Raw genomic sequence first — 14444 nt, 5'->3', positions numbered from 1 at the left:
TTTGCGGGCACCGCAAGCAGTGTTTTCGGGAGTTGAGCGTCGATATAGCTGGTTTTCCCCGGCGGTTCGAACCAGAATGCCTGAAATCAACCTGTAGAAAAACTACTGCATGCCCGAAACCTTCCTCAGCTTGCCGCCGTTGAATGCGCTGCGCGCCTTCGAAGCCTCGGCGCGTCATCTCAACTTCCGCATCGCGGCCGAAGAGCTCAACGTCACGCAAGGGGCGGTCGCCCAGCACATTCGCGGGCTGGAGGCCGATCTCGGCACGAAGCTGTTCGAGCGGCTGCCGCGCGGCCTGGCGCTGACCGATGAGGGCCGCGCCTATGTCCCCAACATCCGCCGCGCCTTCGACCTGATCTCGGAGGCGACGCTGCTGCTTCGTCCCGAGCCGGCGCGGCTGACGATCAGCGTGACGCCGAGTTTCGCCACCAAATGGCTTATCCCGAGACTGCACGACTTCGTCGCGCACCACCCGCTGGTCGACCTGCGCGTACTGGCCAGCGAAAGCCTGTCGAGCTTCCAGGCCGATGGCGTCGACATCGCGGTCAGGCAGGGCCGCCCACCCTTCGGCGCCGGGCTGGTCGTCGACCTGCTGTTTCCCCAGCAGATCGTCGCCGTGTGCAGCCCGGCCCTGCTGCCGGCCGGCGCGATCGAGATCGCGGCCTCCGAAATCCAGCACCACGTACTGCTGCACGATGCCCACAATCTGTGGCCGGAATTCATGGAAAAGGCGATCGGCCTGAAGATGACGACCGAACTCAAACGCATGCGCTTCAACCAGACCGGCCTCGCCATCGACGCGGCCGTCGCCGGCCAGGGCATTGCGCTGGCCAGCCGCTTTCTCGTCGCCGCCGACCTCGCCGCCGGCCGTCTGGTTCAGCCCGTCAGCGGCGAAATGCGCGGCACGCAGGATTTTTATGTCGTGATGCCGAGAAAACAGCGCCATCCCGAGCCGACGCAAGCCGTGCGGCAATGGTTGCTGGATGCCGGAGAGCGACGATCTTTGTCGTGAGACCTTCGCACGCACGGAGACGTCAAGCCGCTTGCCTATGAGGCAACGACGGGCGCACCGCGAAAGATCGCCACGGCGGCAGCGACGATTTCCGCATTGTCCTTGGCCGTCCTGCCATCGGCGAGCGTCTTGCCGTCTTCCAGACCGACCCGTGTCGACCAGCGCTGGCGATGCGCAAGCTCGACGAGGGGCCAGACAGTCGTGTCGACGCCATGCAGCAGGATCGGCCGCCCTACCCCGGCGCGCTCGAGTACGGCGGCGATGCCATGCGCTTCATCGAGTGCAGCGGACAGGTCGGGGATATCGATCTCGATCAGAATGCGCAGCACCTGGTTGTGGCCAGGAAGCGCTACGAAGCGCTCGGCATCGGCGACGACGGCTAGCCCCGCCTCGATGCCTACACCACGCTGGCGCAGCAACTCCATCACGGCGGGCGCATCCGGTTCGGACAGGTTGACCGAAGCATAGTCAGGCAGGTCTCGCCAGCCGGCGATCGCCGCTCGGGTCCGCTCGACGTCGTTCTCGATCCAAGCGCCGGTCGACACGCCAACCAGTGTTCCCGGGCAGGTCCGGCGCACCGCCAGCACCGTGGCGTCGACGGCTGCCAGGCTTTCGCGTCGGTCGGTGCCGCGCGGATGGATATGCAGTTCGGCCGCTCCAGCGGCGACGCAGGCTGCCGCATCGCTGGCCATTGCCTCGGCAGTCAGCGGCAGCTTCGGGTGGAAATCGCGCGGACGCGCGCCGTTGATGCAGGCCTGGACGATCATCGATGTCACCTTGCGCAAGGGGCCGCAGTGTAGCTGTGCGGCGTTGAAACTGCCAATCTCCCCCTCGTAGGGGAGATCGGCAGCTTCAACGCCGCGCGCCTGCTCACAACATTCGGCGGCATTTGAATAAAAGCCGCTTGTGGACATTTACCCGGCGTTCCCTCGTCTCCGGCAAGCTCTTTTCAGGGCGGGATCATGGAGGGACCATTGACCAGCGATTTTTCAGCCGCCCGCATCCACCTCGAACGCGCCTATCATTATCTGCAGGGCAATGACGGGACGAGCCGTGCCGCCTGTGACGCGCTCGATCTGTTGATCGAAGCGGTGACGGAGGCGCAGCACAGGCGACCCGAGGCTGGAGTGCTGGAGTTCCCGCAATCGACGGCGCGGCGAACCGGATAGAAAGTGTCGAGTTTCAGGCCAGTCCGGCCTGGCCTGAAACTCGCCGCACCCGGATCACGATGCCTTGCGGGCCGTCGCTCCCTTGGTTGCGCGCGCGACAATTCGCTCGAGCGGCTCCGGCCGGTGCAGCAAAAATCCCTGGCCGAAGGCGACCCCCATGTCGCTCAACATGGCCAGCGTGTCCTGCCGTTCGATCTTCTCACCGACCACGTCGCAGCCGAGGCTACGGGCAATGCTGGTGATGGCCAGCACGATCTCGCGGTCGAAGCGGCTTTGCGTGATGTGCTCGATGAAGGAACCGTCGATCTTGATCGTGTCGACGGGGAACCGCCGGAGATATTCGAACGAGCTCATGCCGGCTCCGAAATCATCGAGGCCGACCCGGCAACGCCGCTCGCGCGCCTTGCGCACGAACTGTTCGGCGGCATCGAAATTGGTGACGGCGGCGGTTTCGGTGATCTCGAAGCCGATGCCCGAATGCGGCGCCCCGGTTTCTTCTATGACGCTGTCGACGAAGTCCCAAAGCTGCGGATCGCTCAGCGTCTGCGCCGACAGATTGAAGCCAAGCGTCAGCGCCCCCGAACGCAAGGCGGCACCATGCCGCGACAGCGCGGTGCGGATGATCCAGCGATCGAGCCGCGACGCGATGCCGAACCGCTCGGCCACCGGAATGAACTCGCCGGGTGGCACCAGCCGGCCGTTGCGTGCGGCGAGCCTGGCCAAGACTTCGACATGGCGGCTTTCCTGCCAGGGGCGGCCCAGAAGATGGATTTCCTGGCCAAACAGCTTCAGCCTGCCGTCTTCCATGGCATCGACCGTATCGGCGACGATGCGCGCCGCGTTGAGGCCACCCGAACCCGATGCCGTATCGGTGGAGAAGACGGCAAATCGGTTTCGCCCGGCGGCCTTGGCCGCGTAGCAGGCGTCGTCGGCACAGGCCAGCGCGTCGGCCACCGTCGTGTCGACGTCATCGACGAAAGCGATACCGATCGAGGCCGCCAGCTTGCGCGACGTGGCCGTCGATCCAAGTTCGGCATCGCGAACCGCGGCAAGTACCGCGTCGGCCAGCCGCCCGGCCTGCGCCGCATCGCAATTGGGCATCAGCAGCGCGAACTCGTCACCGCCCAGGCGCGCGGCATGCGCCGTCGCGGGAAGGCAGCCCAGAATGCCTTGCGCAACGCTTTTCAGTGCCAGGTCGCCGGCCGCGTGGCCGGCAAAATCGTTGAGCGCCTTGAAGTAGTCGAGATCGACATAGAACACGGAAAGCGGCAGCAACTGCGCGGCCGCGATATGATCGGCCAGCAGCCGGTCGAACGCGGCGCGGTTCAAGAGACCGGTGAGCGCGTCATGGCGGGCCGCATAGGCAAGCTCCTGCTCGCGCTGCTTGTCTTCGGTGATATCGCGCACCGTGCCCAGGATCTGCCCCGCCAGCCGGCGGTCCCGGATTTGCGGGTCGGCGATGAAACGCAGCAGGGATTCTATGTGCCGGACCTCTCCGTCGCGCCGCACGATGCGGTATTGCACGGCGGTGACCTTGTCCGTTTCGAGCGGCACCAGATGCGCGCGCGACGCGGCCTCCTTGTCGTCCGGATGCAGATAGCCGAACCAGTGGTCGCGCTCGACTTCGGCGGTGTCGGAGACGAGCCCGAAAATCTCCCTGGTGCGTTCGTCCCAATAACTTTTGCCGCCCGCGAGGTCGTGGTGCCAGATGCCGGTGCCGCTGGCGGCGAGCGCCAGGCGGAAGCGCACATTGACCTGCTCGAGTTCGGCCTCGGCGGCCTTCTGCTTGGAGATGTCGGTCTGCACACCCATCAGCCTGAGCGGCTTTCCCATCGCGTCGCGCTCGACGACGCCGCCGCGATCGAGCACCCACACCCAATGTCCCTGCTTGTGCTTCAGCCGCAATTCGGTCTCGATGGCGTCGGTCAGGCCGGCAATGTGGCGGTCGCCGCTGGCCAGCGCCCGCTCGCGGTCGTCGGGATGGGTCAGTTGCAGCCAAAGGTCGCTGGTGTTGGCCAGTTCGCTCTCATCGTAGCCTAGCATCCGCGCCCAGGTCGCGGAATAAAAGCAGTCGCCGGTCACAAGATCCCAGTCCCAGACGCCAAGATGCGCGCGCTCCAGGGCTTTTGCCCAGAACGTTCCATTGCGACTTTTCTTACCCTGACGCGCCATCGTCTGCTTCGCCTGCTCCACCGCGGCGCAATCTGCGGCAAAACCAGAGAAGAAACAGTTACCGCGCGGGCGGAGTTTCGACGTCTGATTGGGAGCCCCTGTTCATCAAGGCCGTACCGAACTACTCCAGGCAGCCGTCAATTTCCCCAGGTCGACGACACGACATTGCCCGCCGTCACGCCGGACAGTCTTTCGCGCTTCTCGAGCCTCGGCTTTTCATAGGTCTTCTTCATTGCCATCGCCTTCTCCCGTGGCCATCCGATTTCCAGGGTCTAGCTGAGGCGGGGCAGCCATGCTTGGGCTCAGCGGAACGGGTTCCGGCCCAGGCGGCCCTGCCCGGCGCCGGACCCGCCTTTTCGATTGGCCGGCAGGAACCGGAGTTTTGTGTCTGGCGGATCGTCCTACTGCTGCCCAGGTCAGCGGCGCAAGCCGGTGACCCCTGGATCATCGGCGGCGCCGATGATCCCATGCACGACAACAACAAGGACCTTCCAATGACCAAGCAAGAAGACAACAAGGCCGTCGTCGTCAGATGGTTCACCCACTTCTGGGGTGAACGTTGCGATCTGTCGGTCGTCGACGAGATCGCGGCACCCGACATGCTGCTGAAATATTCGCTGCACGAGCCGCGCCGCGGCCGCGACGACATCAAGGCCTTCATGGCCGACTTCCGCGCCGCCTTCCCGGACCTCAACTTCTGGGCCACCGCCGACCTGATTGCCGAGGGCGACTATGTCGTCGGCCAGTGGGAGGGCGGCGGCACGCATACCGGCCCAGCCTTCGGCGACTTCCTCGTCGGTTCGCTGCCGGCCGCCACCGGCCGCACCATGCGCTTCACCGGCACCACGGTGCTGAAGGTGGTTGACGGCAGGATCGTCGAGGAAATCGGCCTCGATGACGGCGTCGCCGCCCTCACCCAGCTCGGTCTGATCAAGACCGCCTGAGGCGATCAGGCAAAACGATCGTTCGGGCCAGGCGGCGTCAATGCCGCCTGGCCTCATTGCTTATTGGCTCGGCGCCATTGCGTGCTCGCATGACACTTTCGGATTCATGTCGGCGAACGTGCCTGTCGGGTTCCCTTTCCAGGCCCAGACATGCAGCTCGTAGAATTCACCCAGGCCATAGCGGTTGGGGGCGCTGTTGAAGTTGAACAGCTGGCCGTCCACCGATGCCGGTCCTTTCGAAGTGATGTACTCGACCGCCACCAGCTTCAGCGTGCCATCGGCCATCGGCTCGTACATCACAGCTTCGGGACGGGCGATGTCGATCTTGTCGTCCTTCAGATACTGGCCGTTGACATAGTGGATGCCCATGGCGCCGCCGGTGATGCCGCTGGCACAAGGAATAGGCGCATAGCCCTCTGATACCGCTGCCTTGACGTCGACAAACCGGCTGTTGACAGCCCGCACCTTGTCGGCCAGCGGGTTGGGGCCGGAGGCAGCTTCAGCCGGCTCCTGATGCGCCTGCGCGAGGGTGGTGCAGATTGCCAGCATGGTCCCCGCCATAAGAAGTCCGCTGCGAAAGTTTGATATCATCTTCATTCCATTCTTCTTGAAAAAGCACAGCTGGCCGGCCGCCGAAAATACGGAGGCCCGGCAGGCAAGCGCTGTGGCTGTTGTTGCTTGGAGATCCCGAAATTGATGTAACGGCTACCGAAAAGGATCATCCCTTCGGCAGATACGGGATCGTTCCGGCCAGATCGGTGTTGTCGATCATCTGGAAACGGCTGTCGCTGCCGTCCTGACGGGCCGAGACGAAGGGCGCGTAGGCAGGATCGGTGGTGAACGCGCGCGCCGCCGCTTCCGACGGGAACGCCATCAGCGCGATCAGCGTGGTATCGAGCGGCTTGCCTTCAAGCGTTTTCACATTGCCGCTGCGCGACAGATATCTGCCGCCATGCTTGTGGACGAGATCGTGCACCGAGGCGGCGTAAGCCGGCACCCACTGCGGGTCGTTTATCTTGATGTCTGCGATAACGTAGGCGGTCATGGTGGTCTCCTGGTTGCGGTGCACAGGCGTATCCCGTGCAACCGGCCAAAAGGCTCGCATGGCAGGACCCTCGCCAACCAGTCCGCGATCTGTACCGGGCAGTACAGTTTCCGTACTGGCCGCTTCATTCATGAAGGCCTAATATTCGGTCAGGTTTGAGGGAGAGGCACCAATCATGAGCCAGCACGGATACAAACAATTCTGCCCGCTATCGATGGCCGCTGAGGTGCTGTGCACCCGCTGGACCATGGTGCTGATGCGTGAACTGGTGGCCGGCTCGACCCGCTTCAACGATCTTCGCCGCGGCGTCCCCAAAATGTCGCCGACCCTTCTGTCGCAACGGCTGAAGGAACTTGAGATCGCCGGGATCGTCGAGCGCAAGGAAGTGCCGGGCGAAAAAGGCATCTTCGAATATCGGCTGACGGAAGCCGGCCGGGATTTGCGTCCTGTCGTCGAGGCAATGGGCTTCTGGGGGCAGAAATGGGTCGAGTCCCGGCTGTCGCTGAAGAACCTCGATCCGTCGTTGCTGATGTGGGACATGCGGCGCAATCTAAACCCCTCGCCGCTGCCTGAAGGGCGCACGGTGATACAATTCCTGTATCAGGATCTCCCGGCGTCCAAACGGTCGTGGTGGCTGATCGTCGAGAAGCACGGTGAGGTCGATCTGTGCTGGTACGATCCGGGCTTCGATGTCGATCTCTACGTCTCGACCGACCTGCACACGATGACGGCGATCTGGATGGGAGTGCTGACCGTCGAGAAGGCCGGCGCCAGGGTTGCCCTGACCGGCGACCAGGCCATCGGCAGGAAGATGCAGACCTGGCTCGGCCTCAGCCCATTCGCGGTGGAACCCAAGCGCGCGGCTTAGGAGAATCGGTGCATGTTAGGCGCGCCTGCGGCCCCTGTCATTTGCAAGGTGATAGGGTTGCACGAGGACTTCGGCGGGAATTTTCCATTCCTTGTTCAGTTTGAAGACCATATCCAGGGTGAGTGCGCGCTTTTTGTTCAACACCTCGGTCGCCCGGGGTGATGATCCGATCACCTCGGCCAGCGCCTTCCGCGACAGGTTGAACAGTTCCATGTGCGAATGAATGGCTTCAACGGGATCCGGTGCTTCAATCGGGTAGTGCTTATCCTCATAAGCCTCGATCAGGGTTGCGAGAACGTCGAACCGGTCACCATCGAGAGAGCCGACCTCCGGCTCATTTTCGAAATATTTAGTGATTTCGGCGATCGCCCAATCGTAATCGGCGACGGTCTTAATGGGTCGAATGTTTTCCATCACACCTTCTCCGGATCAATCTTGTCATACTCTTTGTGCGTGCCGACGAATTTGATCAGAACGCGGTGAAACTTGTAGGCGACGTGGACAATCAAACGATACTTGTTGCCGCTAATGTCGAAAATGATGCGATTGTCACCGACGAAATCAACTGTCGCTCCAAACGCATCCTTGACGTCAGCCGGGGTCTTCCAATCAGCATTCCCGACAGCCACATACCAAGCCGTCAAAGGAGCTTCGGCCTGATTGTGTTTTGCCCAAAAATCCTTCAGCGCCTTCTTGGCAATTATCTGCATGACCTGATATAGCAAATTCCCAAATTGGGAACAAGAGGATTTTCCCAAATTGGGAAAGGCAAGTGAGGTTCTCCAGGCACTTGTCAGGAAACGGGTGGCGGGGCCGGCTTGTGGTGGCTTCAATGCGGTCATGTTCATCACCCTGGCCAAGAATCTGAAGTCCGCGCCGCTGCAAATCACCGACGATCCGCGCTGGGCGCGCATCGTCGCGCGCGACAAATCCGCCGACGGCGCATTCTGGTATTCGGTGGCGACGACGGGCGTCTATTGCCGGCCTTCCTGTCCGTCTCGGCGCGCCAATCCGAAAAATGTGCAGTTGCACGACACGCTGGACCAGGCCAGGGCGACCGGTTTTCGCCCGTGCCGGCGCTGCGATCCACATGGCCCGTCGCTCGAGGCCGGCAACGCGGCGATGGTCGCCGCTGCCTGCCGCAGGATCGAGCAGAGCGAGGAAGAACCCTCGCTGGCTGAATTGGCGGATGCCGCCGGCCGCAGCGCCGGTTATTTCCACCGCATCTTCAAGGCCGTCACCGGGCTGACGCCGAAGGATTTTGCCGCCGCGCACCGTGCCGCCAGGGTCCGCCAGGGCCTGGAAGACGGCGCCAGCGTGACGACGGCGATTTACGATGCCGGTTTCAACTCAAGCGGACGTTTTTACGAGAAATCCACTGGCATGCTCGGCATGACGCCGACGCGCTATCGCGCCGGTGGCGCCGACGAAGAGATCCGCTTCGCCGTTGGCGAGACCTCGCTCGGCACCATCCTGGTCGCGTCCAGCCAGAAGGGCGTCGCCTCGATCCTGCTCGGAGACGATCCCGACGCGCTGGTGCGCGACCTGCAGGATCGTTTCCCCAGGGCACGGCTGATCGGTGGCGACCGCGACTACGAGGCGCTGGTCGCCCGCGTCGTCGGTTTCGTCGAGGCTCCGGCGCTCGGCCTCGACCTGCCGCTCGACGTCCGCGGCACGGCGTTCCAGCAGCGCGTCTGGCAGGCCTTGCGCGCCATCCCCGCCGGCCAAACGGTTTCCTATGCGGAGATCGCGCATCGCATCGGCGCACCTAAGGCGACCCGCGCCATCGCCGCCGCCTGCGCCGCCAACAATCTTGCCGTCGCCATTCCCTGCCACCGCGTCATCCGCAAGGACGGCGCACTTTCCGGCTACGCCTGGGGCGCGGAGCGCAAGCGCGCGCTGCTCGACCGCGAGGCAGCGTCCGACAATGCCAACCGGTCGGTGCGGGCCTGACGAGGACCGGCAATGCGCGCGATGGCAAGGTCTCCCACCACCGATGCGAACATCCAGACCCAAGCTGCCGGCAGCCGCCGCGCCCCTGACGCGAAATCACGGGTGATGACCGCCATCGGCCAGATGGTCGATGATGGCAAAGCCGAATGGAGCCGCACCGCAACCGGCGAGGTTGAGTTGCGCCTGTCATCAGGCGAAGTGTTCGTGCTGGGCGAAATTTCCGTCACCCGTGTCGCATGACATCCTCAGGCGAAGTGCCAATGATCAAAATCGGCGCTCTACGGCGCCGTAGAGCACCTGCCTTGGGGATTCGAATTTGAAAGCAAGCACCGGAGTGAGACACGGCTGGTAGGTGGCTAGGGTTCAGGCACAGACAAAAGGAGTGAAGGCAATGAACCTCGTACAAACCAATATTCCGGCGACAGTCACCAAGCTCGCCGCCCTCGATATCATAACCTACGCCATCGGCGAATCCGCGATCGGTAAAATCCTGGCGGCACGCAGCCAGATCGGCGTCTGCGCCATCCTGATCGGCTCGGACGCCGACGCGCTGGAGCGGGATCTTGGCCATCGCTTCCCGGGCAAGCTACTGGTCGAAGACCGGGCCACCTTGCGCGACGATCTCGCGGCAATCGCGCGCTTCGTCGAAATACCTGGCGTCGGTCTCGACCTGCCGCTCGACCTGCGCCGCGGCACGCCATTCCAGCAGCGCGTGTGGGAGGCGCTCCGAGGCATCCCGTGCGGCGCCACCATCACCTACGCCGCGCTGGCCCAGCGCCTCGGCCAGCCGGACGGCGCCCGTGCCGTGGCGACGGCCTGTGCGGCCAACGCGATTGCGCTGGGCATTCCCTGCCACCGTGTTGTCCGCGCCGACGGCACGCTGTCGGGCTACCGCTGGGGCCTCGAGCGCAAGCGCGCTCTGATCGACAAGGAGGCTACGATATGAATGCCCATGCTAGGGTTGCCGCATCGGCGGTTGAAGCTGCTCAGACGCGTGTCGCCGGTTACGACTGGCCCGCCCTTGCAGCCGAACTCGACGGTTTCGGCTGCGCGGTGATTGAAAAGCTGCTGTCGCCCGAAGAATGCCGGGAGATCGCCGGCCTCTATCCCAAAGAAGAGCATTTCCGCAGCCACATCCATATGGCCAGGCACGGCTTCGGCAAGGGTGAGTACCGCTATTTCCGCTATCCCTTGCCCGACCTTCTGGGCGGCCTGCGCAGCGCGCTCTATCCCAGGCTGGCCGAGGTCGCCAATCGGTGGAACGAGCGGATGGGGCAGGCCATGCGTTATCCCGCGACGCATGCCGCGTTTCTCGATCAGTGTCATGCCGCCGGCCAGACGCGGCCGACGCCGCTGCTGCTGCAATATGTGCCTGGCGACTTCAACTGCCTGCACCAGGATCTCTATGGCGACCTCGCTTTCCCGCTGCAGGTGGCGATCCTGCTCTCCGAACCGGGCCAGGATTTCACCGGCGGTGAGTTCGCGCTGACCGAGCAGCGGCCGCGCATGCAGAGCCGGGTCGAGGTGGTGCCGCTGCGCCAGGGCGACGCCGTTGTCTTTGCCGTCCACAACCGGCCGGTGCAGGGCACCAAAGGCAATTACCGCGTCAACCTGCGTCATGGCGTCAGCCGGCTGCGCTCAGGCATGCGCCACACGGTCGGGATTATTTTTCACGATGCGAAGTGAGCAGGGAGAAGATGGAGGTCCCCTCACCCCGCCGGTGCATAGCGACTGACCACCATGCCACAGTCATAGGCCTTCGAGCCGAGCAGCCGCAGGTTTCTAAGACCGCCCTGATCAAAAATCCGGCGGCCCGCACCCAGCACCGCCGGGTTGATAAAAAGCTGAAACTCGTCGACCAGCCCGGCCGCGATCAGCGCCGACGCGAAACCGGCGCCGCCGAACACGGCCATGTCGCCGCCCTCGCCCGCTTTCAGCGCATTGACTTCGCGCGGCAGGTCGCCGCTGGCCACGCTCGTGCGCTCCCAGACCGGCTCCCCGGCCGATTGCTTGAGCTTATCACTGAGCACCACCTTGCGGGCGTCGACGATGCGTTGCGCAAAGGCGTAGAACGGATCGTGCGGAAACTTCTTGGCGGCATTGCCCCAATGGGTGAGATAGCCCTCCTGCGCCATCTTGCGGCTGAGCAGGATGGTATCGACGCCTGTGAAGACAGCGTTGAAGTCCTGCTTCAGCTCATCGTCCCAGGCGCTCTCGTCACCCCACTCCCAGAGCTGCCAGGAATGGTCCTCGGTGGCGCCGACAAAGCCGTCGACCGACATCTGCATCTGCAGGAACAGCTTTTTCACCGTCATTCTCCTCACGGCTATCGCAAAACAGTTTACATTTGGAACTGTTGACGCAAGGCCAAAAAGATGTCAATAGTAAAGTGATTTAGAAATGGAACCATAGATGGCGACGCGCGAAAAATCCGACTGCCCGATCAACCTGTCGCTCGAACTCATCGGCGACCGCTGGACGCTGCTCATCATCCGCGACATGGTCTTCGCCGGGAAAAAGCACTTTCGCGAATTCCTGCAATCCGACGAAGGCATCTCCTCGCGCACGCTGGCCGAGCGACTGCAAACGCTTCAGGACGAAGGCATCCTCACCAGAAGCGACGACCCGACGCATGGCTTGAGAACGGTCTACCGGCTGACCGAAGCAGGCATCGACCTATTGCCGGTGCTGGCGACGCTCGGCGCCTGGGGCAGCAGGCACCGCAAGGCCGACGAGAGATTGGCCAGGATTGCCAACCAGTTGGCGGCAGGCGGCGAAGCAGCGCTGGAAAAGATGAAAGCGGCGCTGCGAACGGAGCATAGTGTCTAGGCGGTTGCGTTCAAGCCGAACCGGCATGGCTGTTGCCGCACCCAATCGCCCTTCGCTTGACAACGATCCATCTTTGTTCTTTATTTGTTCCAATCTATCAGCAACTGCGGATGCGCGGTCGATGGAAACGACAGCCACCATCCTGCATGCCGATCTCGACGCTTTCTACGCCTCTGTCGAGCAGTTGCTCGATCCGTCGCTGCGCGGCAAGCCGATCGCGGTGGGCGGCGGCGTCGTGCTCGCCGCTTCCTATGAGGCGCGCGCCTTCGGCGTGCGTGGCGGCATGCCGGGGCGCAAGGCGCGCGAACTCTGCCCGCATTTGATCTTCGTCGGCGGCAATTTCAGCCATTACCAGCGGCTGGGCGATGCGGCGATCAAGGTGCTCGACGATTTTACGCCTGTGGTCGAGCGCATTTCCATCGACGAGGCGTTTGCCGACGTCGCCGGCTGCACGCATCTGTTCGGCTCGCCGCAGGAGATCGCGACAACCATCCGCCGCCGCGTGCGGGCCGAACTCGGCCTGCCGATCTCGATCGGCGTGGCGCGCACCAAGCATCTGGCCAAGATCGCCTCGCAGGTCGCCAAACCCGACGGGCTGGTGGTCGTCGAACCCGGCACCGAACTCGCCTTCCTGCATGATCTGCCGGTCGGACTGATGTGGGGCGTCGGCCCGGCGACCAGGGCGCGGCTGGCCGAGATCGGCGTCGAGACCATCGGTCAACTGGCCAGGGCGCATGGCGGCGCGCTGACGCGCCTGCTCGGTCCCGCCGCCGGCGAAAAGCTCGCCGCCCTGTCCTGGAACCGCGACCCGCGAAAGCTGGAGACGAAGCGCCGCGCGCATTCGGCCGGCGCCCAATCGGCACTTGGCCAGAAGCCGGCTATGGCACGGGTCATCGTGCCGACACTGCTGCATCTGGCCGACCGCGTCGCCAGTCGGCTGCGCGCCAAGGCAAGGCCCGGCCGCACGGTGACGGTACGCGTGCGCTTTGCCGATCTCAGAGCCGTCACCCGCTCGATCACGCTTGACCAGCCGATCTCGGCAACCGCGATGCTGGCCGAGATCGCCGGCGATCTGGTGCGCGGCGTGCTTGCCGACAATCCACAGGAGAAAACGATCTCGCTGCTGGCGATCTCGGTCTCGCATCTTGAGGAAAGCTTCGAGTTGCAGCTCGACCTGCCGCTTGGCCTCGCCGACGAGAGGCGCCGGCCCGGCACGAAGAAGGGCCTAGCACGCTTCGACGCCGATCGCGCCATCGACAAGATCCGCGAGCGCTTCGGCAAACAGGCGGTCGGCTACGGCACCGTGGCACTGGAGGCGGCGCGCTCGGTTCCCGACGAATTCAGGGAGTTGGCGGAGAAGGAGCTGTGAAGCCGGGGGCTACTCCATCTCTTCGCCGTCCCAGTACCGCCTCACCGCTCCCATGTCGAAAATGCCGTCGCGCCGGCGCAAGGCGTCGACCGCCATCTTGTTGGAATCTGGATAGACGCAGACCTCGTTGGGATTTTTCTCGCCGATCATCAGGTAACGGCACGGCCCCGTGCCGCTGTTGAGGAAGGAATGCCCGACCGCCAGGCCGGCTGGAAAGCAGACATAATCGCCGGTTTTCATTTCGTGGCGCTCCTCGCCAAGCAGCAGCATCACCTCCCCTTCCAGGATCAGCGCATGCTCCTCTTCCAGCATGTGATAGTGCCGGGGCGCCAAGCGCATGCCGGGCGCCGGCGCTTCGATCAGCATGCCGACATGATAGTCGGAGCGTCCCAGCGCGGCATAAGTCAGGTGCCTGGACCGGCCCCCGAACCGCGGACCTTCGCCCTCGACCTTCCATTCGACAGCATCGCTGGCGATCGGCGGGATCGGCGCGGCTGGGGGTTTGGTGACACCGGCCGTCACATCCGACGGCAGCGGATCGCCGGCGGTAAGGCCGGTGTTCTCGCCGTCCCAGTAGCTTCGGTTTGCAGCGAGATCGAAGATCGCGCGGCGGCCCAGGGCGCGTACCAGCACCTTGTTGGAGGCGGTGTAGACGACCACTTCATTCGGGTTGCGCTCGCCGACGATGACATAGCGGCACAGTGCGTCGCTGGTATTGATCAGGCAATGCCCCGCCGCGGCACCGGCGGGAAAGCAGATGTAGTCGCCGGCCTTCATGGCATAGGCCGCGTCGCCGACATACGCGGTAAGCGCCCCTTCGAGGATGAAGACATGCTCTTCCTCGAAAATATGGTAATGCGCCGGCGAGGACTGCTTGCCAGCCGGAAGCTCCTCGATTGCCACGCCGACACGGTGTTTTTCGCCAAGGGCGGCCAGCGACAAATGCCGGTAGCGCAGGCCGAAGCGTGGCACGTCGGACCATTCCGTCCACGGCACCTCATCCGATGCGAATGGTAGCGGCGGTTTAGCTTCGTCCACCATTAGGGGCTCCTGGTTCTGTCGCCTTGCCCCTCGTCGCATGCT

At 63.7% G+C, this 14444-nt stretch carries 19 protein-coding genes; 10 read left to right on the top strand and 9 right to left on the bottom strand.

What is annotated here, in order from left to right:
- The first annotated feature begins 109 nt into the window (after nucleotides 1-109).
- Complete coding sequence (gene gcvA, locus RPF88_RS02770; RefSeq protein WP_337121659.1) at nucleotides 110-1012, top strand: transcriptional regulator GcvA; 903 nt, start codon at nucleotides 110-112, stop codon at nucleotides 1010-1012.
- A gap of 35 nt (nucleotides 1013-1047) precedes the next feature.
- Here gcvA and RPF88_RS02765 read toward each other — a convergent pair whose 3' ends face one another.
- Nucleotides 1048-1779, bottom strand: coding sequence for a 3-keto-5-aminohexanoate cleavage protein (locus RPF88_RS02765; RefSeq protein WP_337123844.1), 732 nt, complete (start codon nucleotides 1777-1779; stop codon nucleotides 1048-1050).
- A 207-nt stretch (nucleotides 1780-1986) separates the two neighbouring features.
- Between RPF88_RS02765 and RPF88_RS02760 the strand changes: the two genes are divergently transcribed.
- The gene (locus RPF88_RS02760; RefSeq protein WP_337121658.1) at nucleotides 1987-2181 is read left to right on the top strand and encodes a hypothetical protein; all 195 of its coding nucleotides are present in this window, start codon (nucleotides 1987-1989) and stop codon (nucleotides 2179-2181) included.
- A gap of 54 nt (nucleotides 2182-2235) precedes the next feature.
- Here RPF88_RS02760 and RPF88_RS02755 read toward each other — a convergent pair whose 3' ends face one another.
- Together RPF88_RS02755 and RPF88_RS02750 are read right to left on the bottom strand one after the other, a co-directional pair.
- Nucleotides 2236-4353 (bottom strand): EAL domain-containing protein, encoded by a 2118-nt coding sequence (locus tag RPF88_RS02755; RefSeq protein ID WP_337121657.1) that lies wholly within the window; start codon nucleotides 4351-4353, stop codon nucleotides 2236-2238.
- Nucleotides 4354-4490: 137 nt separating this feature from the next.
- A complete protein-coding gene (locus tag RPF88_RS02750; RefSeq protein WP_013530742.1) occupies nucleotides 4491-4592 on the bottom strand; it encodes a hypothetical protein in 102 nt (33 codons plus the stop codon).
- Nucleotides 4593-4847: 255 nt separating this feature from the next.
- Between RPF88_RS02750 and RPF88_RS02745 the strand changes: the two genes are divergently transcribed.
- The gene (locus RPF88_RS02745; RefSeq protein WP_013530741.1) at nucleotides 4848-5297 is read left to right on the top strand and encodes an ester cyclase; all 450 of its coding nucleotides are present in this window, start codon (nucleotides 4848-4850) and stop codon (nucleotides 5295-5297) included.
- Between the two features lie 60 nt (nucleotides 5298-5357).
- On the opposite strand, the gene RPF88_RS02740 is transcribed toward RPF88_RS02745, so the two are convergent.
- Nucleotides 5358-5894 carry a hypothetical protein gene (locus RPF88_RS02740; RefSeq protein WP_174299061.1) on the bottom strand — a complete coding sequence of 179 codons (537 nt, stop codon included), beginning with the start codon at nucleotides 5892-5894 and terminating at the stop codon, nucleotides 5358-5360.
- A gap of 121 nt (nucleotides 5895-6015) precedes the next feature.
- A complete protein-coding gene (locus RPF88_RS02735) occupies nucleotides 6016-6342 on the bottom strand; it encodes a DUF1330 domain-containing protein (protein ID WP_013530739.1) in 327 nt (108 codons plus the stop codon).
- A 175-nt stretch (nucleotides 6343-6517) separates the two neighbouring features.
- Here RPF88_RS02735 and RPF88_RS02730 point away from each other — a divergent pair, with 175 nt between their 5' ends.
- The gene (locus RPF88_RS02730) at nucleotides 6518-7210 is read left to right on the top strand and encodes a winged helix-turn-helix transcriptional regulator (RefSeq protein ID WP_024501641.1); all 693 of its coding nucleotides are present in this window, start codon (nucleotides 6518-6520) and stop codon (nucleotides 7208-7210) included.
- A gap of 15 nt (nucleotides 7211-7225) precedes the next feature.
- On the opposite strand, the gene RPF88_RS02725 is transcribed toward RPF88_RS02730, so the two are convergent.
- Together RPF88_RS02725 and RPF88_RS02720 are read right to left on the bottom strand one after the other, a co-directional pair.
- Entirely contained in the window at nucleotides 7226-7624 is a 399-nt protein-coding gene (locus RPF88_RS02725; protein ID WP_127367261.1) for a helix-turn-helix domain-containing protein, read from the bottom strand.
- Nucleotides 7624-7920, bottom strand: coding sequence for a type II toxin-antitoxin system HigB family toxin (locus RPF88_RS02720; protein WP_013530736.1), 297 nt, complete (start codon nucleotides 7918-7920; stop codon nucleotides 7624-7626). Before RPF88_RS02720 ends, RPF88_RS02725 begins: the two co-directional genes overlap by 1 nt.
- 130 nt (nucleotides 7921-8050) lie before the next feature.
- Between RPF88_RS02720 and ada the strand changes: the two genes are divergently transcribed.
- The 4 genes from ada to RPF88_RS02700 all read left to right on the top strand — a co-directional run bounded on the left by ada (nucleotide 8051) and on the right by RPF88_RS02700 (nucleotide 10849).
- Nucleotides 8051-9163, top strand: coding sequence for a bifunctional DNA-binding transcriptional regulator/O6-methylguanine-DNA methyltransferase Ada (ada, locus tag RPF88_RS02715; protein ID WP_164766125.1), 1113 nt, complete (start codon nucleotides 8051-8053; stop codon nucleotides 9161-9163).
- 12 nt (nucleotides 9164-9175) lie between these two features.
- A complete protein-coding gene (locus RPF88_RS02710) occupies nucleotides 9176-9403 on the top strand; it encodes a hypothetical protein (protein ID WP_127367766.1) in 228 nt (75 codons plus the stop codon).
- A gap of 151 nt (nucleotides 9404-9554) precedes the next feature.
- Nucleotides 9555-10109 carry a methylated-DNA--[protein]-cysteine S-methyltransferase gene (locus RPF88_RS02705; RefSeq protein WP_127368857.1) on the top strand — a complete coding sequence of 185 codons (555 nt, stop codon included), beginning with the start codon at nucleotides 9555-9557 and terminating at the stop codon, nucleotides 10107-10109.
- Nucleotides 10106-10849 carry a 2OG-Fe(II) oxygenase gene (locus tag RPF88_RS02700; RefSeq protein WP_127368858.1) on the top strand — a complete coding sequence of 248 codons (744 nt, stop codon included), beginning with the start codon at nucleotides 10106-10108 and terminating at the stop codon, nucleotides 10847-10849. Before RPF88_RS02705 ends, RPF88_RS02700 begins: the two co-directional genes overlap by 4 nt.
- Nucleotides 10850-10872: 23 nt before the next feature.
- Here the strand turns inward: RPF88_RS02700 and RPF88_RS02695 are convergent, their stop codons facing one another.
- Complete coding sequence (locus RPF88_RS02695; RefSeq protein WP_337121656.1) at nucleotides 10873-11472, bottom strand: dihydrofolate reductase family protein; 600 nt, start codon at nucleotides 11470-11472, stop codon at nucleotides 10873-10875.
- 103 nt (nucleotides 11473-11575) lie between these two features.
- Between RPF88_RS02695 and RPF88_RS02690 the strand changes: the two genes are divergently transcribed.
- Both RPF88_RS02690 and dinB read left to right on the top strand, forming a co-directional pair.
- A complete protein-coding gene (locus RPF88_RS02690; protein WP_024501648.1) occupies nucleotides 11576-11992 on the top strand; it encodes a winged helix-turn-helix transcriptional regulator in 417 nt (138 codons plus the stop codon).
- Nucleotides 11993-12113: 121 nt separating this feature from the next.
- The gene (gene dinB, locus RPF88_RS02685) at nucleotides 12114-13361 is read left to right on the top strand and encodes a DNA polymerase IV (RefSeq protein ID WP_337121655.1); all 1248 of its coding nucleotides are present in this window, start codon (nucleotides 12114-12116) and stop codon (nucleotides 13359-13361) included.
- 9 nt (nucleotides 13362-13370) lie between these two features.
- Here dinB and RPF88_RS02680 read toward each other — a convergent pair whose 3' ends face one another.
- Nucleotides 13371-14402 (bottom strand): cupin domain-containing protein, encoded by a 1032-nt coding sequence (locus tag RPF88_RS02680; RefSeq protein WP_337121654.1) that lies wholly within the window; start codon nucleotides 14400-14402, stop codon nucleotides 13371-13373.
- Between the last annotated feature and the right edge of the window lie 42 nt (nucleotides 14403-14444).

Origin of the sequence: Mesorhizobium sp. ISC11 (assembly GCF_037162595.1) — a bacterium.
Lineage (GTDB): Bacteria > Pseudomonadota > Alphaproteobacteria > Rhizobiales > Rhizobiaceae > Mesorhizobium > Mesorhizobium ciceri.
This window is presented reverse-complemented; position numbering and strand designations above follow the sequence as displayed.